The following is a 25,216-nucleotide window of genomic DNA, read 5'->3' as shown; positions in this document are numbered from 1 at the left end:
ATCAGATTCAGTCTCGGGGGAGGTTTTCCGCTGAGCGGATTCGCCGGCGGGGGGATTGGGGCGGGTTCTCATTTCGCCGTAGCGACAATGCCTTTCGGTTCCATGGACAGGCGCGCTGGCCGGTGATACAAATATGACGTTAGATTCAGGTCGTGAGATCCGGAGGTGCACATGGGCATCAATCGCACGTTCGTCGGGTTGCCGTCGTCGACGGCAGGCCGCGCCGGCGCAGGCGGGCACCCCTGCCAGGGCGTCTACTACGCACCGGAGGGCCGGAGGGCGAAGGTCGCGGTGATCGCCACCCACTACGGGATCGACTTCTCCGAGCACTACATGTCGACCTACCTCGCCGAGCGGGGCGTCGGATTCCTCGGCTGGAACACCCGCTTTCGCGGCGACGAGGCGCACTTCCTCCTCGACCATGCGCTCGTCGACATCGGTGTCGGTGTGCGCTGGCTCAGGGAGGTCGCCCGCGTCGACACCGTGATCCTGCTTGGCAATTCGGGCGGCGGATCGCTCATGTCGGTGTACCAGTCCCAGGCCGTCGCCCCGAACGTCACCCCGGTCGCAGGAATGCGCCCGGCAACCGGCCTCGACGAGCTGCCCGCCGCCGATGGGTACATCTCGACGGCGGCACACCTCGGCCGCCCGGACGTGCTCACCGCCTGGATGGACGGGTCGGTGACCGACGAGGCGGACCCGATCTCGACTGATCCGACGCTCGACCTGTTCAATCCGGACAACGGACCCGGATATGCGCCGGAGTTCGTCGAGCGGTACCGCGGGGCGCAGGTCGAGCGCAACCACCGCATCACCCGATGGGTGAAGGATGAGTTGCGGCGGGTCGCGGCCGCCGGCTACACCGACCGCCACTTCTCGGTGCACCGCACCTGGGCCGACCCGCGCATGGTCGATCCCACCCTGGAACCGACCAGGCGCGAACCCAACCGCTGCTACGTCGGCGTCCCCGAGCGAACGAACCGTTCCGTCTTCGGGATCGCGTCGGCCTGCACCCTGCGCACGTGGCTATCGCTGTGGAGCCTCGAGGATTCGCAGACCCGGTCGCGTCCGCACCTCGCCCGGATCACCGTGCCCGCGTTGGTCGTCAACGGGGACGCCGACACCGGCGTCTATCCCAGCGACGCGGCGGACATCGTGGCGCACCTCGGGGCTGCCGACAAGGAATTCCACGAGCTGCACGCCGACCACTACTTCCTGAACGACGGGGCCCGCGACGAGCTTGCCGACCTCGTCGAGACCTGGATCGAGAAGCGGTTCGGATGACGTCCGTGACCGATGCGCGGTCGCTCCCGATCCCACCGGAGTTCCGCGACGCGCTCCGCGGTCTCGGCATGATCGGCGCCAGCGACCACCCGGTAGGCACCCCGTTGACGGGTGGTGTCTCGTCGGATGTGTGGCGTGTCGATCTTGCTGGTGGCGCGGTCTGCCTCAAGCGGGCACTGCCCAAGCTGAAGGTCGCGGCCGACTGGCGGGCGCCGACGGAGCGGGCTGGCTGGGAGGCTAGGTGGCTGCGGATGGCAGGAGCAACGCTTGCTCCTCGGGTGCTTCGCGCGTTCGACGAGCGGACCGGGGTGCTGGTGCTCGACTGGCTCGACCCGCACACGCATCCGGTGTGGAAGGGCGAGTTGGCGTCCGGCCGGGTCGATCCCGCGTTCGCCGCCGCGGTCGGGCGGTCGCTGGCGGCGCTGCACGCTGCCGGAGCTCGGGAGACGCTCGCGGAGTGGGAGGCGGCCCGGCCCCTGTTCGAGACGCTGCGGATCTCCCCGTACCTGCGGGCGACGGCCGAGCGTCGCGACGAGTACGGACCCCTGATCGGCGGCGTGGTCGACTCGCTCACCCGGGCCGCGGTCACGGTGGTGCACGGCGACGTCAGCCCGAAGAACATCCTGGTCGGACCGTCCGGGCCGGTGTTCCTTGACGCCGAGTGCGCCTCTCCCGGCGACCCCGCGTTCGATCTCGCGTTCTGCCTCAACCACCTTGTGCTGAAAGGGGTCTGGCTTCCGACACTCCGGGACGATCTGCACTCTGCGGCAGCGCAGCTGCTCGCTGCCTACCTGTCGGCGGTCACCTGGGAATCCGCCCCGGACGTGCTGCGCCGCACGCTCGTCCTGCTCCCGGCGCTTGCGCTGGCCCGCGTCGACGGCGTGTCCCCGGTGGAGTACCTGTCGGAGGACCGCGGACGCCCCGATGTCCGCCGCGCCGCCGTCGACCTTCTCGCCACCCCCGCGCACACCCTCGACGAGCACCTGAGCCGCTGGTCGACCTACACGACGAAGGACTGACGACATCATGGCCGAATCACACGACATCATCTCCGTTGCCGGCGCACGCCGGTGGGACTCCCGCGGCCGCCCGACCGTCGAGGTCGAGGTGCGGACCGCGACCGCGGTGGGGAGGGCGATCGCCCCCGCGGGCGCCTCGACCGGCTCGGGGGAGGCGGTCGACCTGCGCGACGGCGGCGACCGGCTCGGCGGCCTGGACGTGACCACCGCCGTGCGCAACGTCAACACGCTGATCGCCGCGGAAATCGAGGGCCGACCGGTCGACGACCAGGCGGGCATCGACGAGGCACTCGACACCGTCGACGGCACAGGCGCGTTCGCCAAGCTCGGCGGCAACGCCGCGGTCGCGACGTCGATGGCCGTCGCGCATGCGGCGGCCGCGGCGGCGGGAGTCCCGCTGTGGCGGCACCTCGATCCCGACGCGACCCGCCTTCCGCTGCCGGAGATCCAGATCTTCGGCGGCGGCGCACACGCGAACGGGCGAATCGACCTGCAGGACCTCATGATCGTGCCGCACGCCGCGGGCTCCTTCGCCGAGGCGGTCGACTGGGCGGTCGAGATCCATCGCGCCGGGCGGCAATGGCTGGCCGACCGCGGACGCCTCGCTGGCGTCGCCGACGAGGGTGGCTGGTGGCCTGCCTTCGACTCGAACGCAGAGGCGCTCGACGCGCTCGTCGCCGCGATCGAGGGCGCCGGACTGGTTCCCGGCGATCAGGTCGGCATCTCGCTGGACGTCGCGGCGACGCAGCTGGCGACCCCCGAGGGGTACCGGCTGGCGCGTGAGGACCGCGTTCTCGACCGCGATGCGTGGTGCGCGGAGCTGCTTGCCTGGATCGCGAAGTACCCGATCCTCTCGATCGAGGACCCGTTCGCGGAGGACGATGCGGAGGGCATGGCGGCGATCGTTGCCGCGGTCGGTGACCGCGTCCAGGTGGTCGGCGACGACTTCCTCGTCACGGACGCGGACCGGGTCCGTGACGCCGCCGCTGGCGGGCGGGTGAATAGCGTGCTGATCAAGCCGAACCAGGCAGGCACCCTGACCCGCGCGAAACGCGCGCTCGACGCGGCGCGGGAGGCTGGTCTCGGTGCGATCGTGTCCGCCCGCTCGGGGGAGACCGAGGACGTGACGATCGCGCATCTCGCGGTCGGGTGGGGCAGTGGTGGATTCAAGGTCGGGTCGGTCACCCGCAGCGAACGCACCGCGAAGTGGAACGAGATGATCCGGATCGAGGAATCGCTCGGCGCAACGGGATCATTCGTCGGCAGGGCGGGATTCGGGCCGTGGCTGTCCTGAACGCCGATCGCCCGGTGCGGGTGCTGTTCCATTTCGACGGGTCCGATCGGCTGCGGGATCGACTGGCCCCGGCACTGGCCGGACTCGATGTCCGCTGGTGCCCGGAGCATGACGAGGACCGCTTCCGGGCCCTGCTGCCGACCACCGACGTGCTCTGGCACGTGCTGCGCCCCGTCACCGACGCCGACCTCGCGCTCGCACCGGACCTGGTCCTGATCCAGAAGCTCGGATCGGGGGTCAACACCATCGACCGGGAGGCCGCCCGGCGCCGGGGGATCACCGTGTCCAACATGGTCGGCGCGAACGCGCAGGCGGTGGCGGAGGCGGCCCTGATGTTGATCCTTGCCGTCCTGCGGAGGTCGGTGCCGCTGGACGCGGCGACCCGGCGCGGTGCCGGCTGGCCGATCGACACCACGCTCGCCGACAGCGTCGGGGAGATCGCTGGCAGCACGGTGGGGCTGGTCGGCTACGGCGAGATCGCGCGGACCCTCGCTGCCCCGCTGACGGCGCTCGGGGCGCGGGTGCTGCACACGACCGGTCGCAGCAGGGCGGGCGACGACGGCTGGCGGCCGCTCGACGAGCTGCTTGCCGAGGCCGACATCGTCTCGCTGCATCTGCCGCTCACCGACGCAACGCGGGGCCTGCTCGACGCGCGCCGGATCGGGCTGATGAGGCCGGGGGCGATCCTGGTGAATACCGCCCGCGGTGGACTCGTGGACGAGCAGGCGCTGTGCGAGGCACTCGTCGCGGGCAGGCTCGGCGGGGCGGGCCTGGACACCTTTGCGTCCGAACCGCTGCGGGCGGACGACCGGCTGCTCCGCGCGCCCAACGTGGTGGCCACCCCCCACATTGCGTGGTTGACCGCGGAGACGATCGAGCGGTGCGTCCGGATCGCGGCAGACAACTGCAGGCGACTGGCTGAGGGTAAGGACCTCCTGAATATCGTTCCCTGACAGGGGTTTACCGAATGCGGATGTCGCGCGGGCCGGGCGGCATCCGTATTCGCGTACACCCGGCCGGTCCGCTCGGGGCGCGGTAGGGAATCATGAGGCATGAATCACATCAATCCATTGACAGAGATCTGGCTCACAGCTATAACTAAATCTGAAGTCAGATTCGTAAAACCCTCCAGATCCCATGACGAGTGGAGTTCTCTATGTCGAATGGATGGTCGCACCGGAGAGTCGGCCCGGCCCTGCTCGTCGCCGTCGCCGCCGCGGGTGCGGTGACCGGATGCGGGTCGGCGGCGAGCGCGGCGGGGGACGGCACCCTCGCCATCGGCACCCTGGTCGACGTGCAGAGCTTTGACCCGGCCCTCAATCCCGGTCAGGGACAACGCCTCTACCTCGACCCGGTGTACGACTCGCTGCTGCGCACCGACGCGGGCGGCAACATCGTGCCCGGCCTGGCCACCGACTACGTGCTCGACGCGACGGCGCTGCGTCTGACGCTGCCCGAGGGGCGGGTGTTCAGCGACGGCAGCCCGCTCGACGCCGCCGCGGTCAAGGCCAGTCTCGACCACGTCAAGTCCGCGGGCGGGCCTGCCTCGACCGCGCTCGCCAGCGTGCGTGAGGTCCGCGTCGACGGCCCCACCCAGGTCTCGCTCGACCTGACGGCGCCGGCCCCCGCCCTCCCGATCGCGTTGACCGACACCGCTGGCATGGTGGTCGCACCCGCCGCGATCGGCGACCCGAACCTCGGTTCGGCGCCGGTCGGATCCGGTCCCTACATGCTCGACGCTGCCGCCTCAAACAAGGGCGTGTCCTACGTCTACGTCCAGAACCCGCGATACGAGAACAAGGCCGAGCAGGGCCTGGAGCGGGTGGAGATCAAGGTCCTCACCGACGGTGCCGCCCGCGCAGGCGCACTCCGATCGGGTCAGATCGACCTGGCGCAGGTCGACAAGACCCAGGTCGACGCCGTCCAGTCCGCCGGATTCAACCTCGAGTTCATGACCGGCAACCACTGGATGCTCCAGCTCGCCGATCTCGGTGGTGAGAAGTCACCCGCGCTGGCGAGCAAGGAGATTCGGCAGGCGATCGGCTACGCGATCGACCGGGACGCCATCGTCGGCGCCAACTTCTTCGGTCAGGGCACCGCGAACAACCAGGTGTTCGGCGCGGACAGTCCGTACCACGTCGGCGACCTGCCGCAGAAGTACACCTACGATCCCGACAAGGCGAGGGCCCTGGTGGCGCAGTCCGGGGTCGCGGATCCCACCTTCACCGTGCCCGCCTTCGGGCCGACCAAGCCGATCGCGGAGGCGGTCCAGGGCTACCTGCGTGAGGTCGGGATCACGATGAACATCGAGCTGGTGCAGCCGGGCACCCTGGAGAAGGAGAACCGCTCCACGAACTTCGGCGCCTTCCTGACCCCGATCAAGCAGGTTCACCCCGAGCAACTGTACGTCGAGCGGCTCGCCGCCGCCGGGCCGCAGAACCCGTACGGGCACAGCGCGCCCGCCGTCGACGCGTTGCACGCGGAGGCGCTCGCCGCCACCGACGACGCTGCCCGCAACACCGCCTACCGGCAAATGCTCGGTGAGGTCGCGGACCAGGCCCTGTGGATCGACCTGTTCACCGACAACGGTGCCGTTGCGTGGGCCGACAGCGTCCAGGGCGTCACCCTGACACCGGGGTGGGTCATGGGTCCGACGCTCCGCGGCGTCACCGCCTGATCGGGTGATGCGATGACGAAACTCATTGGGGGACGGGCACTTGCGCTCATCCCGATGTTGCTGATGATCACCGTGATCAGTGTCGGCCTGATTCAACTCATCCCGGGAGACGCGGCGGAGACCATCGCAGGCTCGTCCGCGACAGCCGACCAGATCGCGCAGGTTCGCGCCGATCTGAACCTGGACCGACCGGTGTTCGAGCAGTACCTCGGGTGGCTGGGCAACGCGGTGCAGGGCGACCTGGGCCGTTCCGTCATCGACCAGAGTGCGGTGCTCCCTGTGGTATTCGACCGGCTCGGCGTGACCTTCTCGCTGGCCCTCGCTGGCGGTGTGATCGGCATCGTCCTCGGGATCGCGGCAGGCACCGCGGCCGCCCTGCGTCCGGGATCCTGGATCGACCGCGGCATCACCCTGCTCTCGTCCACCGCGCTGGCGATGCCGACATTCTGGCTGGCGCTGATCCTGGTGTCGGTGTTCGCGCTCACCCTCGGCGTCCTCCCGGCGACCGGGTATGTGCCACCGTCGGTGAGCATCTCGGGGTGGCTGCAGTCGCTGATCCTGCCGGGCATCTCGCTGGGATTGGTGATGGCGGCGATGCTGGCCCGGCACGCGCGGTCGTCGATGATCGCGGTGCTGCAGATGCCGCACATTCGCACCGCGCGGGCGATGGGTCTGCCCGAGACCAGGGTGATCGGCAGGCACGGGCTCAAGAGCTCGCTCGGACCGGTCGTGAGCACGCTCGGCTTCCACTTCGCCCACCTGCTCGGTGGCGCGGTCGTCGTCGAGCAGGTCTTCGGTATCCCCGGCATCGGTGACCTTGCGCTCACCGCGGTGAACCAGCGTGACATCCCGATGATCCAGGGCGTCGTCGTGGTGACCGGCATCTGCGTCGCGTGCGCCCAACTGCTCGTCGACATCTGCTACGGATACCTCGATCCGAAGGTGAGGAAGTCGTGACGACCATCGCGAGGCCATCGGCCCCCCAGACGGCACACCCCGGCCGGGCGACCGCGCCACCCCGCAGGGTCGAGCGGATCCCCGGCCGCTGGGAGCGGGTCGGCCGCCGCATCGTCACCGACCCGGTGATGATGGCTGCCCTGATCGTCCTCACGGTCATCGTGGTGTGTGCGATCTTCCGCGACCATCTGATGCCCTACGACCCAGAGGCCACCGACCTGTCCCGGGTGCTGCAGGGACCGTCCGGTGATCACCTGCTCGGCACCGACAATCTCGGCCGGGACACCCTCTCCCGGTTGATCGACTCCAGCAGGCTGGCCATGCTCGCCTCACTCGAGGCGGCCGGGATCGCGTTGCTGATCGGCGTTCCGGTCGGCCTCGTCATCGGGTACGTCGGCGGTTGGCTCGACAACATCGTGATGCGGATCGTCGACGGTTTCACCGCGCTGCCCGGGCTGATCGTCGCGATCGCCGTCATCGCGGCCCTCGGCCCCGGCATCACGAACGCGATGCTGGCGCTGGGCCTGATCTTCTCGACGACGTTCATCCGGGTGACCCGCGGCGAGGTGGTCTCCGCCCGCCGACACGTCTACGTCGAGGCGGCGCAGGTCGGCGGCGCCGGGACCGCCAGAATCCTGGTGCGGCACGTCCTCCCGAACATCGTCGGACCGCTGATCGTCCAGCTGTCGCTGACTCTGGCGTCCGCGCTCCTCGCGGAGGCCGCCCTGTCGTTCATCGGGCTCGGCGCCCAGCCGCCGGAGGCCAGCTGGGGCGTGATGGTGTCCGAGGGCGGTCACCTGCTTGCCCGGCAGCCGTTCCTCGTCATCCCACCCGGCGTCGCGATCGGCCTGACCGTGCTGTGCCTGAACATCGTCGCCGACGGCGTGCTCGCCGGCCTGCGGGACGAGCCCCGCCCGAGGCGGCTGCGCAGGCAGAACCGCGGCACCGCACCGGCCGCGGTGCCCGCCTCGGTGGTCGCCCCCGCCCCCGCGGTCGATCCCGACATCCTGCTCGACGTGCGCGATCTCGAGGTGATGGTCGCGCGCCCCGACGGCGACCTCCCGCTGCTCGACGGGGTCTCCCTGACGGTCCGCCGCGGTGAGACGCTCGGACTGGTCGGCGAGTCCGGCAGCGGCAAGACCATGGCCGCGCTGGCCACGATGGGACTGCTCCCGCCCTCCGTGCACGTCATCGGCGGCTCCGTCCGGCTCGGCGGCACCGAACTCCTCGGCCTGTCGAACAAGGGCTGGAACGAGATTCGCGGCAACCGGATGGCGATGATCTTCCAGGAGCCGTCGACCGCGCTGGATCCGGCGTTCACCGTCGGCGACCAGATCACCGAGGTGCTTCGGGTGCACACCGGCGCCTCCCGGGCCGACGCCCGCACGAGGGCGCTGTACCTGCTCGAACGGGTCGGTATCCGTGACCCGCAACGCCGATTCGACAGCTACCCGCACGAACTGTCCGGCGGCATGGCGCAGCGGGTGATGATCGCCCTCGCGATCAGCTGTGACCCCGAACTGCTGATCGCGGACGAGGCAACCACAGCACTGGATGTGACACTCAAGGTTCAGATCGCCGACCTACTCCGGGACCTGCAGGAGGAGTTCGGCATGGGCATCATCTTCGTGACCCACGAGCTGGGCATGGTCGCCGATCTTGCCGACACCGTCGCGGTCATGTACGCGGGGCAGGTCGTCGAAATGCAGCCGGTTGCCGACCTGATGCGCTCCCCGCGGCACCCTTACACCGCGGCGCTACTGGAATCCAGTTCACAGGGGCGTCCGCGCGGCGAGAGGCTCGGCACCATTCCCGGAACCGTTCCATCGCCGGGCAGCCGGCCTGACGGATGCCGGTTCGCGCCCCGCTGCACCAGGTCCACCGCGTCCTGCACGACCGCCCTGCCGCCACTGGAGCAGGGCAGCGACGGGGCGATCCGGTGTGTGCGCCCATTGAACGTGGAGGTTCGCTCGTGACCACCCTGCTCGAGATCGACAACCTCCGGGTCACCTTCCGCCAGCCGGGGCTGCTGCACAGGCGGGAGCCGTTCGTCGCGGTGGACGATGTCACCCTGCGTCTCGGTGCAGGCGAAACCCTCGGCGTGGTCGGTGAATCCGGATCCGGGAAGACCACCATCGCGCGCGCGGTGCTGCGGCTGCTCCGGCCCGAGTCCGGCACCGTCCGGTTCGACGGGCACGACGTCACCGAGTTCGGGCGAGTGCCCAGGTGGTACCGCAGGCGGGTGCAGTCGATCTTCCAGGACCCCACCACCTCATTGAACCCGTCCTGGACGGTGCGGGACATCGTCGGTGAACCGATCCGGGTGCACGAGAAGGTCGGTCGATCCGAGCTGATCGTGCGGGTCGGGGAACTGCTCGAGCTGGTCGGGCTCGACCCGGCAACCGACCGACGCCGGCCCGCCGACTTCTCCGGCGGGCAGCGGCAGCGGATCGGCATCGCGCGGGCGCTCGCGACCCGGCCGTCGCTGATCGTCTGCGACGAACCGGTCAGCGCCCTCGACGTATCGACCCAGAGCACGGTCGTCAACCTGCTCAACGACATTCAACGCGAAACCGGGGTCGCGTACTTCTTCATCGGACACGATCTGACCCTGATGCGGCACGTCAGCGATCGCATTGCGGTGATGTATCACGGTCACCTCGTCGAGGAGGGGCCTGCCGAGCAGGTCTACCTCAATCACACCCACCCCTACACGCGGACCCTGCTGGACGCAGCCCCGACACTCGACCCCGCCGAGCAGGCGCGGCGTCGAGTTGCACGGGCAGCGGCGGCGCAGGCACCCGTCCCGTCCTGAGGAGAGTCACACGTGTTGTCCTGGAATCACATTGTGGAATGGCGCGCGGGCCGCCACCCCGATCTCCTCGCCCTCGCCGACGATCTCGGCGGAGCGCTCACCTACGCGGAACTCGCCGCCGCGGTCGAGCAGCGTGCCGGCGGCTGGGCCGCCGCCGGGGTCGGCGGGGACGACGTGGTCGCGATCGTCGCCCGCAACCGGGTGGACTGGGTGGTGCACCTCCTCGCGCTCAATCGGGTCGGCGCGGTTCCCGCCGCGGTGAACTGGCGGCTGACCGCGCCGGAGCTGCGAACGCTGTTCGCGGAACTTGCCCCGGTTGCGGTGCTCACCGACGAGGAGGACCTGGCGCTCGTCGAGTCCGCCGCGCCCACCCTGCCGCGGGTGGTGGTGGGGGATCGCGACTTCGGGGGCGTCGCGCCGGCCCGCCCGGTGCACCGACTCCGCGGGGAGTCGCCGTTCGTCCTCATGCACACCAGCGGAACCACCGGGGGTGCACCGAAGGTGATCTCGCTGACGAACCAACGGCTGATCGCCTCCGCGACGTACCTCAAACTCGTTGTCCCCGGCGCCGAGGAGGGCGCCCGCCACCTGCGGGCGATGCCGCTGTTCCACCTCGCGGGGCTCGCGAACGTCACGTACGGCCTCTTCATCGGCGCCAGCGTGGTCATCCAGAGCCGGTTCACGGCCGCCTCGTTCGTCGATGCGGTCGCCGATCATCGGATCGAGTTCACCAACCTGGTGCCGTCGGCGATCGCGATGGTGGTCGACGAGATCAACGCGCGCGAGCAGAAGCCGGACCTGTCGTCGCTTGTCGAGATCGGCTACGGGGCGTCGGCGATCTCGCCGGAGGTGCTGCGCGCGGCGATCGCGACCCTCGGATGTCGGTTCCGGCAGAACTACGGGTGCACCGAGACCGGCGGCTTCCCGATCTCCACCCTCGACCCGGCCGATCACCATCCCGAGTCGCGGCATCTGCGGTCGGCGGGCAAGCCCGCGCTGAACTGGGAGGTGCGGATCGTCGGACCCGACCTCGAGGACCTTCCGGTGGGCGAGGCGGGCGAGATCGTCGTGCGCGGTGCCGAACCGTTCTCCGGCTACTGGAACAACCCCGACGAGACGGCGAAAGCGCTGACCCCGGACGGGTTCTGGCGGATCGGCGACATCGGGCGACTGGACGAGGACGGCTACCTGACAATCGTGGACCGGGCCAAGGACATGGTGGTGTCGGGCGGGGAGAACGTCTACCCGGCGGAGGTGGAGGCGGTGCTCCGCGGGCATCCCGACGTCGCGGAGGTCGCCGTCATTGGTGTTCCGCACCCGCGCTGGGGGGAGGCCGTGCACGCCGTGATCGTCGAGCGGCCCGGATCCCGGACACGCGCGGATCAGATCGTGGTGTGGTGCCGCGAGCGTCTTGCCGGATTCAAGTGCCCGTCGAGCGTCGAGTTCGTTGACGAGATGCCCCGCAACGCGACCGGAAAGCTGTTGAAACGTGTGCTGCGGGACAAGTTCTGGGCAGGACAGGAGAGGGCGGTATCATGAGCGACGCAGCGACACCCAGGGACACGGCGACACCCGGGAAGGGATCGCGGCCCAACATCGTGCTGATCATGGCCGACCAGTTGCGCGCCGACCACGTCGGATTCGGCGGCAACGAGATCGTCCGCACCGCGAACCTGGATTCCATCGCGGCGCGAGGAACCCGATTCGACCGCGCCTACGTCGCCAACCCGATCTGCATGCCGAACCGGGCGAGCATCCTCACTTCGCGTGTGCCGTCCTCGCACGGAACCCGCTACAACGGGATCGCCGTCGACCCCGATGCGCGCACATTCGTACGGTCGCTGCGCGAGGCCGGATACCGCACGATGCTTGTCGGGAAGGCGCACTTCCAGAACATCGGCCACCAGCCGGAAATGGCGACTTCCGCGCGCGCTGGCAGCCCAGCGGCGGACGCAGTCGACCGAGCGAGGGACGAGGGCTGGGACCGGTGGGAGGACCTGGCGATGCATCGGCAGGGTCCGGTGCGCATGCCCGCCGACTACTACGGATTCGATCGGGTCGAGGTGGCGATCGACCACGCCGACTACTGCGGCGGCCATTACGAACACTGGTTGCGGGACCAGGGATTTGACCCAACGGTGCGAGGAGGCGATCACGCCGCTGAGGTCTCCGAGCAGTGGAACCAGGTGTACCGCCCGGCGATGCCCGCCGAGCTGTACCCGACCGCCTGGGTGGGCAGCCGCAGCGCTGAGATGATCCGGTCGGCGGCCCACGACGGGGAGCCGTTCTTCCTGCAGTGCTCCTTCCCCGACCCGCACCACCCGTTCGCGCCGCCGGGCGAGTACTACGACATGTACTCGCCGGATGAGGTGCCGTTGCCCGCCACCTTCGACGACCCGCACGAGACGTCGATGCCGCACGTCCGCTCGAAGCTGAAGAACAGGGGCAGCCAGCGCGGCCCGATGTCGCCGTTCTCGCCGACTGAGAAGCAGTACCGGGAGGCGGCGGCGAAGGAATACGGTGCGATCACGTTCATCGACGACGCGGTCGGCACAGTGCTCGCGGCACTTGACGAGGCGGGCGTGCGCGACAACACGATTGTCGTCGTCACCAGCGATCACGGCGATATGTTCGGCGACCACGGCCTGATGCTCAAGGCTGGCCTGCACTACGAGGGCTGCGTGCGGGTGCCGCTCGTGGTGGCGGAGCCCGGCCGGAACGCGGGCGTCTCGGACGCCCTGGTGTCCTCCCTCGACATCGGTCCCACCCTGCTCGACCTCGCGGGCGTCGAGGGATACGCGGGGGTGCATGGCGTCAGCCTCGCCGGTGTCATGGCCGACCCCGACGCGACGGTGCGGGACGGGGTGTACATCGAGGAGGACCAGATGTTCGAACTGCTGCCCGGCTGTGGACCGCTGCAGATGCGCACCCTCATCACCGATGAGGGCCGGATCACCGTGTACCGCGGCACATCCGACGGTGAGCTGTTCCTGTTCGGGGACGATCCCGGTGAGCTGGTGAACCGTTGGCACGACCCCGCACACGTCGACGCCAAGTCCCGACTGCTCGCGGCACTGGTTGACGCGCAGATGGCGCACACCGACCTGTCCCGGCGCCCCACCGCGATGGCCTGAGGAGATTCACATGACGAACACGATCTACGGTCCGCGTCCGACCAACCGGGTGCGGGAACGCCTCGACGCGGGCGAGGTCGCGGTGGTCGCGGCCGGGCACTCCGGCCGCGCGGACACCGCGGACTTCATCGGCAGGCTCGGCTTCGACGGCTTCTGGCTTGAGGGCGAGCACGGTGCCGCACCATGGGACACGACGGGCGACGTCAGCCGCGCCTGCGAACTGTGGGGAATGGCCACGATGTTCCGGGTGCGGACCCTGGAGCCGTCGCTCGTGGCGCGGGCACTGACCCTTGGCGCGCACGGCATCGTGGTCCCGCAGGTGCAGACAGCGGAGCAGGCGGCGGCGTTGGTGCGGGCGGCGAAGTTCGCTCCGATCGGAGCGCGCGGTGTGTCGCGGGGCAGGAGGTCGTACGGCGACGGGGACTTCTTCGCGCAGGAGAACGACGGCACCGTGCTGGTGGTGCAGTTGGAGGATCCGGTCGCGCTCGCGAACATCGACGAGATCGTCGCCGTCCCCGGGATCGACGTGGTGTTCGTGGCGCCGAACGATCTCGCGCAGGCAATGGGGCACCAGGGTGATCCGGCACATCCGGAGGTCGCGGACGCGATCGACGCGGCGCTGTCGCGGATCGTGGCGAGCGGTATGGCCGCGGGCACGCTGTGCGCGCCGGGGCAGGCCGAACGCTTCCTCTCGCTCGGGGTGCGATTCCTGTACACCTCGTACGACAACTGGATCATGCAGGGTGCCAAGAACTTCCGAGACGAGCTGAACTGTGCTGCACTCGCGCCGTTGGTGGTGACGGCGCACCGATGACGCCGCGGACCCTGCTGGAGAAGGTCTGGACGGAGCACGTCGTCGCCGCGGTGCCCGACCAACCGATGGATGTGCTGTACGTCGACCTGCATCTGCTGCACGAGGTCACCTCGCCGCAGGCGTTCGACTCGCTCCGCGCGCAGGGCCGCCTCGTCCGCCGACCCGACCTCACCCTGGCGACGGAGGATCACAACGTCCCGACCTTCGGCATCGGATTGCCGGTCGAGGATCCGGACAGTCGCCTCCAGATGACCACCCTGCGTCGCAACTGCACCGAGTTCGGCGTGCCGTACCACCCGATGGGGGATCCCGGTCAGGGCATCGTGCACGTCATCGGACCCGAGCAGGGGTTCAGTCAACCGGGAATGACGATCGTGTGCGGTGACTCGCACACGTCGACACACGGTGCGCTGGGGGCGCTGGCCCTCGGCATCGGCAGCAGCGAGGTCGAGCATGTGCTGGCGACGCAGACGATCGCGCTGCCGAGACCCGCCGCCCTCGCCGTTGAGGTCGACGGCACGCTCGGCGCCGATACGAGCGCGAAGGACCTGGCGCTGGCGGTGATCCGAGCGCTCGGCCCGAATGGCGCGGCGGGGCAGGTGATCGAGTACCGCGGGCCTGCGGTCGAGGAACTGTCGATCGAGGGCCGGATGACGTTGTGCAACATGTCGATCGAGGCGGGCGCCCGCGCCGGTATGGTTGCCCCTGACGAGGCGACCCTCGCCTATCTCGATGGCCGTCCGCACGCACCGCGGGGCCGGGACTGGGACGACGCGGTCCGATATTGGGCGTCGCTGCGCACGGACCCCGATGCCGCATTCGACCGGACCGTGCGCCTTGATGCGGACACGATCACGGCGTCGGTCTCGTGGGGGACCAACCCCAGCCAGGTCGTCGCGATCGATGGCGTGGTGCCCGACCCGGACTCGTTCGCGGGGGAGCGGGAGCGGCGCGGGGCCGTGGAGGCGCTGCGGTATATGGGCCTGACCGCGGGCACCCCGATCCGGGACATCGAGGTCGACACAGTGTTCATTGGTTCGTGCACCAACGGCCGGATCGAGGACCTGCGTGCCGCAGCCGATGTTCTCCGCGGAAGGCGGATTGCCGAGGGGATGCGGGCGCTGGCGGTGCCGGGGTCGATGCGGGTGCGCAGGCAGGCGGAGCGGGAGGGGTTGGACGAGGTGTTCCGGCGCGCGGGCTTCGAATGGCGCACCGCGGGATGTTCGATGTGTACCGGCATGAACCCGGACCGGCTCGGGCCCGGGCAGCGCAGCGCCTCCACCACCAACCGGAACTTCGAGGGCAGGCAGGGCGCGGGCGGTCGCACTCACCTGGTGTCACCCGCGGTCGCCGCGGCCACTGCCGTCGCTGGAACCCTCGCCGCACCCGCCGACCTCGGCTGACGGTCTTCCCGCGCCGACGTGCCGCGCCGGGTGCGCGAGGCGATAATGCGGGGGCGGGGAGGTTCAGGAGGTCGGCGGATGGGCGACGGACGCGGCGATGCGGTGCTTTCCACGTATCGTTCCCTGCGGTTGGGGGCGGTGATCCTGATGGTCGCGCTCGCCGTTGCGGTGCTGATCGCCTCGGTTGTCGACGGATGCGTGCAGTCCTCGATCAGCGCCTACTACTTCACCTCGGCGCACACCGTCTTCGTTGCCGCGCTGTGTGCACTCGGCGTGTGCCTGATCGTGTACAAGGGCAGTTCCGACACCGAGGACGTGCTGCTGAACTTCGCCGGGTTCCTGGCGTTCATCGTCGCGGTCGTGCCGACCGCTGGCGGCGCGTCGTGCGGTCCCGCCGGGCCCCTCGCGGGCGGGGGCGGATCGCCGGACGGTCTGCCGGAGGGGGTGCGCACCAGTGTCGGGGCGATCGTCGTCGCGGGTGCGCTCGCGCAGGTCGTTGCGCTGATGATCGCCCGCCGTGACCCCGGCGGTCGTCCGTACCGGGCGGCCGCCCGGTGGGCGACGGGAGCGGGGTGGGTGGTACTCGCCGCCGGCGCAGCCTGCTTCCTGTTCGTCCCCGATGCCTTCGCCGCGCACGGGCATTCGGTTGCCGCGGTCGCCATGTTCGCCGGACTGATCGGTGTGGTCGTGGCCAGTGCGACCTCCGCCAGCTACACCGCGGGTGCGTCGACATACGGACGGTTCTACCGGGTGATCGCCCGGTGGATGCTCGCCACCCTGACGGTGATCGTGGTGGTCCGGTACGCGTTCCCCGACTGGGAGCACTACGTCATCGTCGTCGAGTTCCTGCTGATCGCACAGTTCGTCGCGTACTGGCTCGTGCAGACCGTCGAACTGTGGAACGTTGTCGACCGCACCGACCTGTACCCGGCAGGGCAGGGCCCGCCGATGCTGTGACGATGTATGCCCGTGGTGAACCGCCAGTTTCGACGGACCGGTAGGAGAAGCATGTGACTGCCGAAGTCTGGGCACGTGCGGAGGTTGCAGGTCGTCGTCTGCCTGGCCAAATCTACGGCAGCATCGGACCACGACCTCTGCGGGTCGCGATCCGACGCTGCCGTGATGCGCTGCGCTGACCGATGTTTCAGGTGCTGAACAGCAGCTGTCTTCGATTGTGTGCCGGGATGGGTTTCCGGTCGGGGTCGATCCAGTGTGGGGGTGTGAACCACGGGTGGCCGTCGTCTCCGATGTACACAGTCCATTTGCCTTTGTGGATGTATCGGTGGTGAAAGCGGCAGAGTAGCACCAGGTTCGACAGTTTCGTTTCGCCTCCGTTGGCCCAGTGATGGATATGGTGGGCGTCGGTCCAGGCGGTGGGTCGGCCGCATCCTGGGTAGGCGCAGCCGCAGTCGCGGGCGTCGAGGGCGCGGCGGAGTCGGCGGGGGATGATGCGGGTGGTGTGGCCGATGTCGAGTGGGTTGCCGTTGTCGTCCATGACGATGGGGGTGATGGTGGCGTCGCAGGAGATGATGGCGGCGGTGTTGATGCTGATGGGTCCCATCCATGGCATCCACGCCGGACCCCTGCGGATGTAGCTGTGGCCGGAGCCTTGGACGGTGTCTCGGCGGTCGTTCCCGTACGAGCGGCCGCCGGCGTTGTTGTCGTCGGTGGGTGTGCCGTTGCCCCTGCTGCTTTCGTTCGGGGGTTTCGTTGCGGGGGTGTGGCGTGCGGTGGCGGTGGCGAGGTCGCCGAGGCCGACGAAGACGGTCATGTGGGGTTGTTCGCTGCCTTCGCTGGGGGCGTCGCCGGAGTTGAGGTAGTGGCGGATGATGTCGGCGAGGGCGTCGGCGCGGCGTTGGGGTGCGGGGCGTGGGTCGGGGTCGGGTTCGCCGTGGGTGTTGTCGCGTCCGGGTTGCGGCTTCGATAGTGCGGACAGGGCGGTGAGGACTTGTTCTCCGGTGGTTTTGTCGAAGTGGCCCTTGATTCGGAGTCGTCCGCCGGTGGTGGGGGTGGTGAAGAGTTCGTTGAGGGTGGTGTTCTCGTCGTCGGGTGGAACGCCGTCGTCGTCGTTGGTGAGCATGGTGCGGAGGGCGGCGACGCGTCGGGCGGTGTCGGCGCTGTGTTCGTGTTCGGCTGCTGCGAGGAGGTACGTGGTGCACTGTTGGCGGCATTCGGCGATGGGGTCGATGTGCTCGCCGTTGATGTGGGTGGGGTCGAGGTCGGCGATGAGGTGGGGGATGTCGTCGAGGAGGGTGGTGATGGACCGGATCTGGTCGATGTCTGCTGTTCCGGCGGTGAAGGCGTCGGTGAGGGCTTTCCTGTCGCGGAGGTTTCGTCCGGTGGCGATGATTGTTTTGGCGGCTGCGGGGGTGAGTTTGCTGGTGTCGGAGAGCCAGGCTTGGGTGGAGGATGCGCCGAGTGTGTGGGTGGTGCCGCGTTCGTCGATCTCGTGGACGAGGTGGACGCGGAGGGCGTCGAGTTGGCGCAGTCGTTCGGATAGTTCGGGGATGAGTGTGAGCAGGGTGTTTTCGTCGAGTTGCCACGCCTGTACCCGGTTGGGTGTGGTGAGTAGCTCGTCGAGGTCCATGTCTCGACGTTACTCGTATGTGTGTTCGATGGCAAGGGTGTTCGAGTGTGGATGTGATTGATGCGCAACAATATTCGCGTTCCATAACCTGTGTGGATGCCGCTCTCGCTGGGGTGCGATTGAGTCGCTGCTTGCCTGCCGCTGAACGATCGGGGCGGACTCAACCGGTCGACGCAACATCGCCTTGTTCGAGCAACTGCAACTGCTCGGCGAACACCTCGGCCGGATTCCAGCCGAGCACCTTCCGCGGTCGGTTATTGACGGCCAACGTGACCGCTTCGAGATCTTCGGCGCTCCAAGGTGACACGTCCGTTCTCCTCGGAAAACACTGTCGCAAAACGGCGTTCGTGTTCTCGATGGTCGGACGCAGTCACGGAGAATGCGGGTCGGTGAAGAACGCCTTCGTGCCGGTGTCGAGCGTGCGGCATGGACGTCGACGCCGAACTGTGTGAGCTGATTCCCGGACCGGTTCACCCTCCTGCCGGGGAGGCGAATGCTAACGCGGGATGAGATCTGTCAGCAGCCAGACGCCAACAGCTGTGAGAACGAAGTTCAGGATCAAAAGCACGATCGGCACGCCGGTACCCCAACGCTTACGTGCCAGCGCCTCGAGAACTCCGGTAGCGACACCGCCGACCGACAGCGAGAACAAGGTCACGGCCCCGTCGACTCCGCGTTCGTACCCGAACAGTGCACTGGCCCCCAATGCGATGCCAGTTACAGCAGCGACGCCAACCATTGCGAGGAATGCGCCATGGGACTTCTCGTACCGGCGACGGTCAAGACTAGCTATGAACACAGGATGTCTCTCGATTCTGCAACGGAAGTCGTCGAGCCGTCAGCGTCAGCACCCTTGTGAGATCCCCACCGGAATGCGCCGACTATGGGGCAGATTGAAATCTGGGGTTGGGTTCCCCACCGGCTACGGAGGCTATCGCGCCAGCCCGGCCGGCGCCTCAGCGTCGATCGCGGTCAGGGTGGTCCGTGGGCGGGATCTCCGTGATCCGCCACCCCGTGAAGAATCGGCGAGCATTGACGAGGTAGTGGCGCAAATGGGCTGCGAGCCACGTCATCTCCCACGGCTTCAGGGGTTCCATGCCTTGATGGTCCCATATGTCCGAACCGGGCAGGCGGATGGCCGTTCGGCCTCGGAGGCGAGCCGAACGCGTGGACTGCCCCGGGTGCGCTCTGCTAGAAGGAAGTGATGAGAAGCGGCGAGTTCGTGACATCCGTGAATCGGGCGGGAGCGGGGGATCCGGTACTGCTGCTGCACGGATTCACGCTCTCGCACCACGTGTGGCACGTCATCGTCGATGACCTTTCGAGCGACTACGACGTCCTGGCGATGACCATGCCGGGGCACTGGGGCGGCCCGCGCCTGCGCATGCGGGAACTGGGGATTCGTGGGCTTGCCGACGGAATCGAACGCAACCTCGACGCCCTTGGCTGGCACACCTGCCACGTTGCGGGTAACTCCCTGGGCGGACAGGTCGGCTTCGAACTCGAGCGGCGAGGTCGTGCACGATCGTTGGCTGCGATCAATCCCGGTGGGGGATGGGAGCGATTCTCGGCAACCGAGTTCCGGCTCGGGGTGGGGTTCACCGCGCAGTTTCCGCTGGCGGCGGTCGCCCGTCTCCTCGGCGACCGTGTGGCCACCAGGGAGCGCTTCCAGCGTCCGATCATCCGGAACTGCAGCAGGGATCTCGACGCCGTCACCCCCGACGACGCGGCCAACGTGCTCCGCGCGGTGTCGCACTGCCCCGTCTACCTGCCGATCCAGCTGGCGTTCCTGCGGGACGGGCCGCTCACCCACCTCGACCGGGTCACCGCGCCGACGACCCTGATCCTGTCCGAGTTCGACTCATTCCTCACCCGGGAAGAGTGCATGCAGCGACTGATCGACGAACTGCCTGACCACGTGGCGGAGGTGGTCCTGCCCGGCGTTGGGCACATACCGATGCTGGAGAATCCCGGGATGGTTGCCGATGCCCTGCGTGCACACCTGGTAGGAGCGACGGGCGCGGGGTCATAGGTCATGCGTCTTGGCCGCCTGGGCGCACAGCGACGAGACTGAGTGAGCCGGGCCCGGCGCTGACCGTCGACAATTGAACCCTGCCCGCCTGCGTGTGACGCTGGCGGTCCATCGCGTGGTCGCACCCCGCCGGAGGGCGGCGGTGTCTCTGTGCCCTCGGCAGGATTCGAACCTGCGACACCGGCTTTAGGAGAGCCGTGCTCTATCCCCTGAGCTACGAGGGCGTCGGGGTCTGTCACCCCGGTGCAACTAGGAAGTGTAGCGGGGTACCCGCCAACGGCCTGTCGGCCGGGTCGACGGAACCCTCTTGACGGGCGCCGCGCGGGTGGTATGTTAACGGCAATTCGCGGTGGTGTTGACGTCGTCGAGGAGGGGGGATGACGTCAACACCGACGAGAAGTAGTGAAATGCAGACTGTTTCGTCAACGGGTGTCAGTCGGAGGGGACGCATGCCGCGCAGCTATGTCGATCTCGGACACCCACCGCTGCTGACCGCCGCGCAGACCCGCATCGCGATCACCACCACCCGCACCCGGGTGGCCCGGAAGCACCCGGATCTCACCGACGCCCTCGACTTCTGGTCCTTCGCCGGAGCTGCCGCGAACGTGGTCATGCAGATCGGCTGGCCCGAGGTCGCGTGCGGGGTGATCGAGAGCAGGGTGCCGTCCGGGGCGCTGATGCAGCATCCGTGGAAGCGGGCCCGCACCACCACCCAGTATCTCGCCGTCGCGATCCTCGGGACCGACGACGAACGTGCCGCCTACCGGGAGGCCGTCAACGGCGCGCACCGACACGTCCGATCCGACGAGACCAGCCCGGTCGAGTACAACGCCTTCAACAGGGAACTGCAGCTGTGGGTCGCGGCCTGCCTCTACATCGGGTTCGAGGACTCGCACCAGCTGCTGCACGGGAAGCTGTCGGCGGATGACCTTGAGCACTTCTACCAACGGTCCGCCACGCTCGGGACGACGCTGCAGGTCACCGAGGAGATGTGGCCCGCGACCCGCGCCGACTTCGACACCTACTGGAACACCGCCTGCGCGCGGGTCCGGTTCGACGAGGAGACCGCCCGCTTCGTCGATGACCTCGTCGGACTGCAGATGATCGCGTGGCCGATCCGGGCACCGTTCCGGAACCTGCTGCGCTTCCTGACGATCGGCTTCCTGCCGCCGCTGTTCCGCGAACAACTCGGACTGGAGTGGACCGCGGACGACCGGCGCCGATTCGAGCACCTGTTCATCTTCGTCTCGTTCGTCAACCGGTTCCTGCCCGGCTTCATCCGGAACGGCGGGAGCCGCCTGCTGATGCGGGATCTGCGCCGCCGGATCGGCAAGGGGTCGAAGCTCCTCTGACCCCGGTCAGGCCGGCGTCGTCGCGACCCCGCGGTGGAACCCCTTGCGGTCGTACAGTGCCGCGGTGACCGCACCGATCACCAGGCCGACGGCCAACCCGATCGCCGTCATCGTCACCGCGTGCGTCAACTCCCGTGCCCCACCCTCGCCGAAGTACAGCAGCGCCCGCACCCCGAGGAACACCTGGTGCATCGGCTCGAAGCTCGCCAGCCAGCCGAAGAACGGCGGGGTGGCCTCGATCGGGATCGTGCCGCCCGCGGACGGCAGTCCGAGGACGACGAAGATGATCAGGTTGATGATCATGCCCGCGGTACCGAAGATCGCCAGCACCGACATCGCCGTGATCCCCACCGCCGCGATCGCGAACGTGCCGTACAGCCACAGTCCCAACGCGTTCTGCAGCGGCATCGACAGCAGATGCGAAATCCACACGTACAACCCCGACACCAGCGGTGCGACCACCAGCATCACCGCCCACTTCACCGCGAGGGTCTGCAGCCGCGAGATCTCGACCGCCGGATTGTGCAGGTACCGCGGGCCGAACTCGGTTGGCGCGAACCCAAGCATGCCGTCGATCAGGGTGTTGACGATCATCGCCCCGGTGAATCCGGCGAGAATGACCAGCAGTGCGTAGTAGAACGCGGACAGCCCGTTCCCGGTGCCGTCCGGCAGCGGCTTGTGCGGGACGGTCAGCACGTTGATCGGCTCCGCCAGCGTGAGCCGGGACGCGCCGGGCACCGGGGTGTCGCCGACCCCGGCGGCGACCTGCTCGGTGACCTGCCTGCCGACCGTCTCGTTGACCGTCTCCATCGCGGGCCCGGTGATGGCCTCGACGATCCCGACACCGAACGTTCCTGCCCGCGGATTCGTGTACACCGTGATGATCGGGCGTTCCACATCCCCCGGCACCACGCTGGACTGGGCGAGGATCATCATGCGTTTCGTGAAGTCCGACGGGATCACGATCGCGCCGTACACCTCCGCGGAGTCGAGCATCGACTGCGCGGTGCCGATCCCGACCTGCCGCAGGTCCACCTTGTCGGCGGGAATCCCGTCGGTGAGGCCCGCGACGATCTGCTCGCCGATGTTCTGCCGGGCATCCGACCCCGGAGGCACATCCCCCTCGTCCTGGTTGACGACGGCGATCGGAAAGCCGTGCAGGCTCCCCTTCGGGTCCAGGATCCCGCCCAGGTACAGCGCCGCAAGCAGCGACATCAGCAGCGCGACCACCAGGATCGGGGCCGCCCAGAACAGCGGCGTGCGCAGCTTCCTGGTCCGAGCGCCCGGTTCGACGGCCTCCGGTGCCAGATGCTTCGGACTGTTCATCTCGCCGCCTCTCGTCGCGGTGTCAGGGGCGGAATGTGTGCTCGCGCACGGCCTCGACCAGCCCGTCGATGACGGTGCCGGTCATGCCGGGGCTGAACGCCGCCAGCTTCGTCAGCGGCGCGCCCGCCGCCATCTTCAGCAGCAGCGGATCCACGTCACCGAGTCCGGGGCCGCCGCCGGCCGCCGCGAACGCCTCCGCCAGCAGCGGCCCGCCAATCGGATGCGCGAACCACTCGCCGAGCGTGGACATCCCGGTTAGGGTCGGCGGGATCCCGTCACCGGGGGAGGTGTGGACCCCGGCCAGCCGGATATCCCGTGAGGACGCGCCGACCCGAATCTCGAAGTCGCCCGCCTCCACCACCCAGCGGTGCTCGCGGACCGACCAGAACGCGAACGCGCGCTCGTCGAGGGCGATCGTCACCTGCCGTGACTCGCCCGGCACCAACAGCACCTTCGCGAAGCCCTTCAGCTCGTGGACCGGCCGATCGACGGTGGACTCGACGTCGCGGACGTAGACCTGCGCCACCTCCGCCCCGGCCCGGTCGCCGGTGTTGGTGACGGTGAACGACACCGTCAGGCCGTCGCCGGACGGGTCGAGCGCGAGGTCGGCGTAGTCGAAGGTGGTGTAGGACAAGCCGAATCCGAACGGGTATGCCACCGGCACGTCCAGGGTGTCGAACCAGCGGTACCCGACGTGGATTCGTTCGCCGTAGACGACGACGCCGTCGGAGCCGGGGAAGTTGAGGCGACTCGGGGTGTCCTCGAGTCGCAGCGGGATCGTCTCGGTCAGCCGACCCGACGGCGTCGCCAGCCCGAACAGCAGGTCCACCGTCGCGGACCCACCGGCCTGCCCGAGCAGCCACCCCTCCAGGATCGCTTGCGCGCGGTCCCGCCAATCGGCGACCGAGACCACCGCGCCGTTCGACAGCACAACGGCGACACGGGGATTGACGTCAGCGACGGCATCGAGCAGGGCCAACTGGTCGGCGGGCAGGGCGAGGCCGGTGCGGTCGAACCCCTCCGACTCGACCGCCGTCGGTAGCCCGAGGAACAGCAGCACCGTGTCCGCCGACCCGGCGAGCGTCACCGCCTCCGCGACCAGGTCGGGGTCCGCGACCCCGTCCAACCGGAACCCGGGCTCGAAACGCGCAGCCGTCCCTGCGAGTTCGGTGATCGCGTCGAGGACGGAGTCGACGCGGGTCGGGACGACCTGGGAACTGCCGGACCCCTGGAATCGTGGGGTGCGAGCGAACTCGCCGATCACCGCGATCGACTCGAGCGCCGTCGCCTCGAGCGGCAGCAGCCCGTCCTCGTTCTTGAGTAGCACCGCGGACTCGGTTGCCGCCGCGGCGGCGAGCGCGTGGTGGGCGTCGGTGTCATAGCGGCCCGCGTCGGTGGCGGTCGCCCGGTCAACTAGGGCCAGCACCCGCTCCACCGCCGTGTCGACGATCGCCTCGTCCAGCGCTCCCGACTCGACGGCCGCGATCACCGCGTCGTCGCCCGCCGCCGCTGGCATCGTCAGATCCAGCCCAGCGGCCAGAGCGCGCACCCGGTCGTTCACCGCGCCCCAATCCGACATCACCAGGCCGTCGAAACCCCATTCGTCGCGGAGCACCGTCGTCAGCAGCCACCGGTTCTCGCTCACCGCTACGCCCCGCAGCGTGTTGTACGAGCACATCACCGTCCACGGTCGGGCGGTGGTGACGATGCGTTCGAAGGCGGGGAGGTAGATCTCGCGGAGGGTGCGCTCGTCGGCCTGCACGTCGACCCGCATCCGGTCGGTTTCCTGATTGTTCGCGGCGAAATGCTTGAGTGAGGTTCCGACGCCGCGGGATTGCACGCCAAGCACCCAGGCGGCGCCGAGTGTCCCGGCCAGGAACGGGTCCTCCGAGTAGTACTCGAAGTTCCGTCCGCACAGCGGGGATCGACGGATGTTCACCCCCGGCCCGAGCAGGACCGACACCCCCTCGGCGCGCGCCTCGTCGCCGAGCGCGGTGCCGACGGTATGGATCAGGTCGACGTTCCAACTCGACCCGAGGCCGACGGCCGGCGGAAAGCAGGTCGCGGGGACGCTGTCACCGAGTCCGAGGGCGTCGCCGCCCTCGGACTGCTTGCGCAGGCCGTGCGGCCCGTCGGTGACCAACAGTGCGGGCACCCCCGCTTCCGGGATCGCGGCCGTGTGCCAGAAGTCGGCGCCGGTGGTCAGCGCCACCTTGCTGGCCAGGCCGAGCCCGGCGCGGGCGCCCGCGGTTGCGCCGCGCACCGGCTCCGAATGGGATTGCTGGGTCATCGAATTCCCGTCCGCCGTCCGGCGCCGGGTGGTGCCACCCGGCGCGTTCACCCAGCCTATGTCGGGAAGCGGGTCCGGGCCGGACGACACCTCCGGCCGCGTCGCGGTGCCGACGCGGGCGGTGGGGTCGTGCCGGAACCCCGGCTAAGGTGCGGCCGGTGCCGGGCTGGGCTGCTCGTGGGGGAGTTGGCGACGGAGCGTCTCGCCCGCGATGTGGACGTTCGGGAGGGTG

19 protein-coding genes, 1 tRNA gene and 1 pseudogene are annotated in these 25,216 nt (G+C 69.0%); 15 read left to right on the top strand and 6 right to left on the bottom strand.

What is annotated here, in order from left to right:
• The first annotated feature begins 171 nt into the window (after positions 1-171).
• From ACFWPA_RS15180 to ACFWPA_RS15120, 13 genes are all read left to right on the top strand, one after another.
• Positions 172-1,284: an alpha/beta hydrolase gene (locus ACFWPA_RS15180; RefSeq protein ID WP_378570749.1), complete on the top strand. Its 1,113-nt coding sequence runs from the start codon at positions 172-174 to the stop codon at positions 1,282-1,284.
• Positions 1,281-2,303 carry a phosphotransferase family protein gene (locus ACFWPA_RS15175; RefSeq protein WP_378570747.1) on the top strand — a complete coding sequence of 341 codons (1,023 nt, stop codon included), beginning with the start codon at positions 1,281-1,283 and terminating at the stop codon, positions 2,301-2,303. Before ACFWPA_RS15180 ends, ACFWPA_RS15175 begins: the two co-directional genes overlap by 4 nt.
• 7 nt (positions 2,304-2,310) lie before the next feature.
• Positions 2,311-3,597 carry a phosphopyruvate hydratase gene (locus ACFWPA_RS15170; protein ID WP_378505545.1) on the top strand — a complete coding sequence of 429 codons (1,287 nt, stop codon included), beginning with the start codon at positions 2,311-2,313 and terminating at the stop codon, positions 3,595-3,597.
• A complete protein-coding gene (locus tag ACFWPA_RS15165; protein ID WP_378505546.1) occupies positions 3,585-4,550 on the top strand; it encodes an NAD(P)-dependent oxidoreductase in 966 nt (321 codons plus the stop codon). Before ACFWPA_RS15170 ends, ACFWPA_RS15165 begins: the two co-directional genes overlap by 13 nt.
• 203 nt (positions 4,551-4,753) lie before the next feature.
• Entirely contained in the window at positions 4,754-6,274 is a 1,521-nt protein-coding gene (locus ACFWPA_RS15160) for an ABC transporter substrate-binding protein (RefSeq protein ID WP_378505547.1), read from the top strand.
• Between the two features lie 12 nt (positions 6,275-6,286).
• The gene (locus tag ACFWPA_RS15155; protein ID WP_378505548.1) at positions 6,287-7,231 is read left to right on the top strand and encodes an ABC transporter permease; all 945 of its coding nucleotides are present in this window, start codon (positions 6,287-6,289) and stop codon (positions 7,229-7,231) included.
• Positions 7,228-9,207 carry a dipeptide/oligopeptide/nickel ABC transporter permease/ATP-binding protein gene (locus tag ACFWPA_RS15150; protein WP_378570745.1) on the top strand — a complete coding sequence of 660 codons (1,980 nt, stop codon included), beginning with the start codon at positions 7,228-7,230 and terminating at the stop codon, positions 9,205-9,207. Before ACFWPA_RS15155 ends, ACFWPA_RS15150 begins: the two co-directional genes overlap by 4 nt.
• Positions 9,204-10,046 (top strand): ATP-binding cassette domain-containing protein, encoded by an 843-nt coding sequence (locus tag ACFWPA_RS15145; protein WP_378505550.1) that lies wholly within the window; start codon positions 9,204-9,206, stop codon positions 10,044-10,046. Before ACFWPA_RS15150 ends, ACFWPA_RS15145 begins: the two co-directional genes overlap by 4 nt.
• 12 nt (positions 10,047-10,058) lie before the next feature.
• Positions 10,059-11,585 (top strand): class I adenylate-forming enzyme family protein, encoded by a 1,527-nt coding sequence (locus ACFWPA_RS15140; RefSeq protein ID WP_378570743.1) that lies wholly within the window; start codon positions 10,059-10,061, stop codon positions 11,583-11,585.
• Positions 11,582-13,180, top strand: a complete 1,599-nt coding sequence (locus ACFWPA_RS15135) for a sulfatase (protein ID WP_378570741.1) — start codon at positions 11,582-11,584, stop codon at positions 13,178-13,180. The genes ACFWPA_RS15140 and ACFWPA_RS15135 overlap by 4 nt, the downstream gene beginning before the upstream one ends.
• A 10-nt stretch (positions 13,181-13,190) precedes the next feature.
• A complete protein-coding gene (locus ACFWPA_RS15130; protein ID WP_378505553.1) occupies positions 13,191-13,994 on the top strand; it encodes an HpcH/HpaI aldolase/citrate lyase family protein in 804 nt (267 codons plus the stop codon).
• Positions 13,991-15,397, top strand: a complete 1,407-nt coding sequence (gene leuC, locus ACFWPA_RS15125) for a 3-isopropylmalate dehydratase large subunit (RefSeq protein WP_378570739.1) — start codon at positions 13,991-13,993, stop codon at positions 15,395-15,397. The genes ACFWPA_RS15130 and leuC overlap by 4 nt, the downstream gene beginning before the upstream one ends.
• Before the next feature lie 78 nt (positions 15,398-15,475).
• Entirely contained in the window at positions 15,476-16,354 is an 879-nt protein-coding gene (locus ACFWPA_RS15120; RefSeq protein WP_378505555.1) for a hypothetical protein, read from the top strand.
• A gap of 187 nt (positions 16,355-16,541) precedes the next feature.
• On the opposite strand, the gene ACFWPA_RS15115 is transcribed toward ACFWPA_RS15120, so the two are convergent.
• The 3 genes and pseudogenes from ACFWPA_RS15115 to ACFWPA_RS15105 form a co-directional block, all read right to left on the bottom strand.
• The gene (locus ACFWPA_RS15115) at positions 16,542-17,984 is read right to left on the bottom strand and encodes a DUF222 domain-containing protein (protein ID WP_378570737.1); all 1,443 of its coding nucleotides are present in this window, start codon (positions 17,982-17,984) and stop codon (positions 16,542-16,544) included.
• Between the two features lie 160 nt (positions 17,985-18,144).
• Positions 18,145-18,405, bottom strand: a pseudogene (locus ACFWPA_RS15110) (transposase); the annotation flags it as partial.
• Between the two features lie 75 nt (positions 18,406-18,480).
• Positions 18,481-18,642: a hypothetical protein gene (locus tag ACFWPA_RS15105; RefSeq protein ID WP_378505557.1), complete on the bottom strand. Its 162-nt coding sequence runs from the start codon at positions 18,640-18,642 to the stop codon at positions 18,481-18,483.
• Between the two features lie 564 nt (positions 18,643-19,206).
• Between ACFWPA_RS15105 and ACFWPA_RS15100 the strand changes: the two genes are divergently transcribed.
• Positions 19,207-20,016 carry an alpha/beta fold hydrolase gene (locus tag ACFWPA_RS15100; protein WP_378570735.1) on the top strand — a complete coding sequence of 270 codons (810 nt, stop codon included), beginning with the start codon at positions 19,207-19,209 and terminating at the stop codon, positions 20,014-20,016.
• A 151-nt stretch (positions 20,017-20,167) separates the two neighbouring features.
• Here the strand turns inward: ACFWPA_RS15100 and ACFWPA_RS15095 are convergent.
• Positions 20,168-20,240, bottom strand: a tRNA-Arg gene (locus ACFWPA_RS15095).
• A gap of 225 nt (positions 20,241-20,465) precedes the next feature.
• On the opposite strand from ACFWPA_RS15095, the gene ACFWPA_RS15090 reads away from it, so the two are divergent.
• Complete coding sequence (locus ACFWPA_RS15090) at positions 20,466-21,368, top strand: oxygenase MpaB family protein (RefSeq protein ID WP_378505559.1); 903 nt, start codon at positions 20,466-20,468, stop codon at positions 21,366-21,368.
• A 6-nt stretch (positions 21,369-21,374) separates the two neighbouring features.
• Here ACFWPA_RS15090 and ACFWPA_RS15085 read toward each other — a convergent pair whose 3' ends face one another.
• Both ACFWPA_RS15085 and ACFWPA_RS15080 read right to left on the bottom strand, forming a co-directional pair.
• Complete coding sequence (locus ACFWPA_RS15085; protein WP_378505560.1) at positions 21,375-22,694, bottom strand: YhgE/Pip domain-containing protein; 1,320 nt, start codon at positions 22,692-22,694, stop codon at positions 21,375-21,377.
• Positions 22,695-22,716: 22 nt separating this feature from the next.
• The gene (locus tag ACFWPA_RS15080; protein ID WP_378570733.1) at positions 22,717-24,984 is read right to left on the bottom strand and encodes a glycoside hydrolase family 3 C-terminal domain-containing protein; all 2,268 of its coding nucleotides are present in this window, start codon (positions 24,982-24,984) and stop codon (positions 22,717-22,719) included.
• Between the last annotated feature and the right edge of the window lie 232 nt (positions 24,985-25,216).

It is taken from the genome of Rhodococcus sp. NPDC058505, from assembly GCF_042720095.1.
Taxonomy (GTDB): domain Bacteria; phylum Actinomycetota; class Actinomycetes; order Mycobacteriales; family Mycobacteriaceae; genus Rhodococcus_G.
Note: the sequence above shows the minus strand (reverse complement) of the source record. Positions and strands in the feature narration are given on the sequence as shown.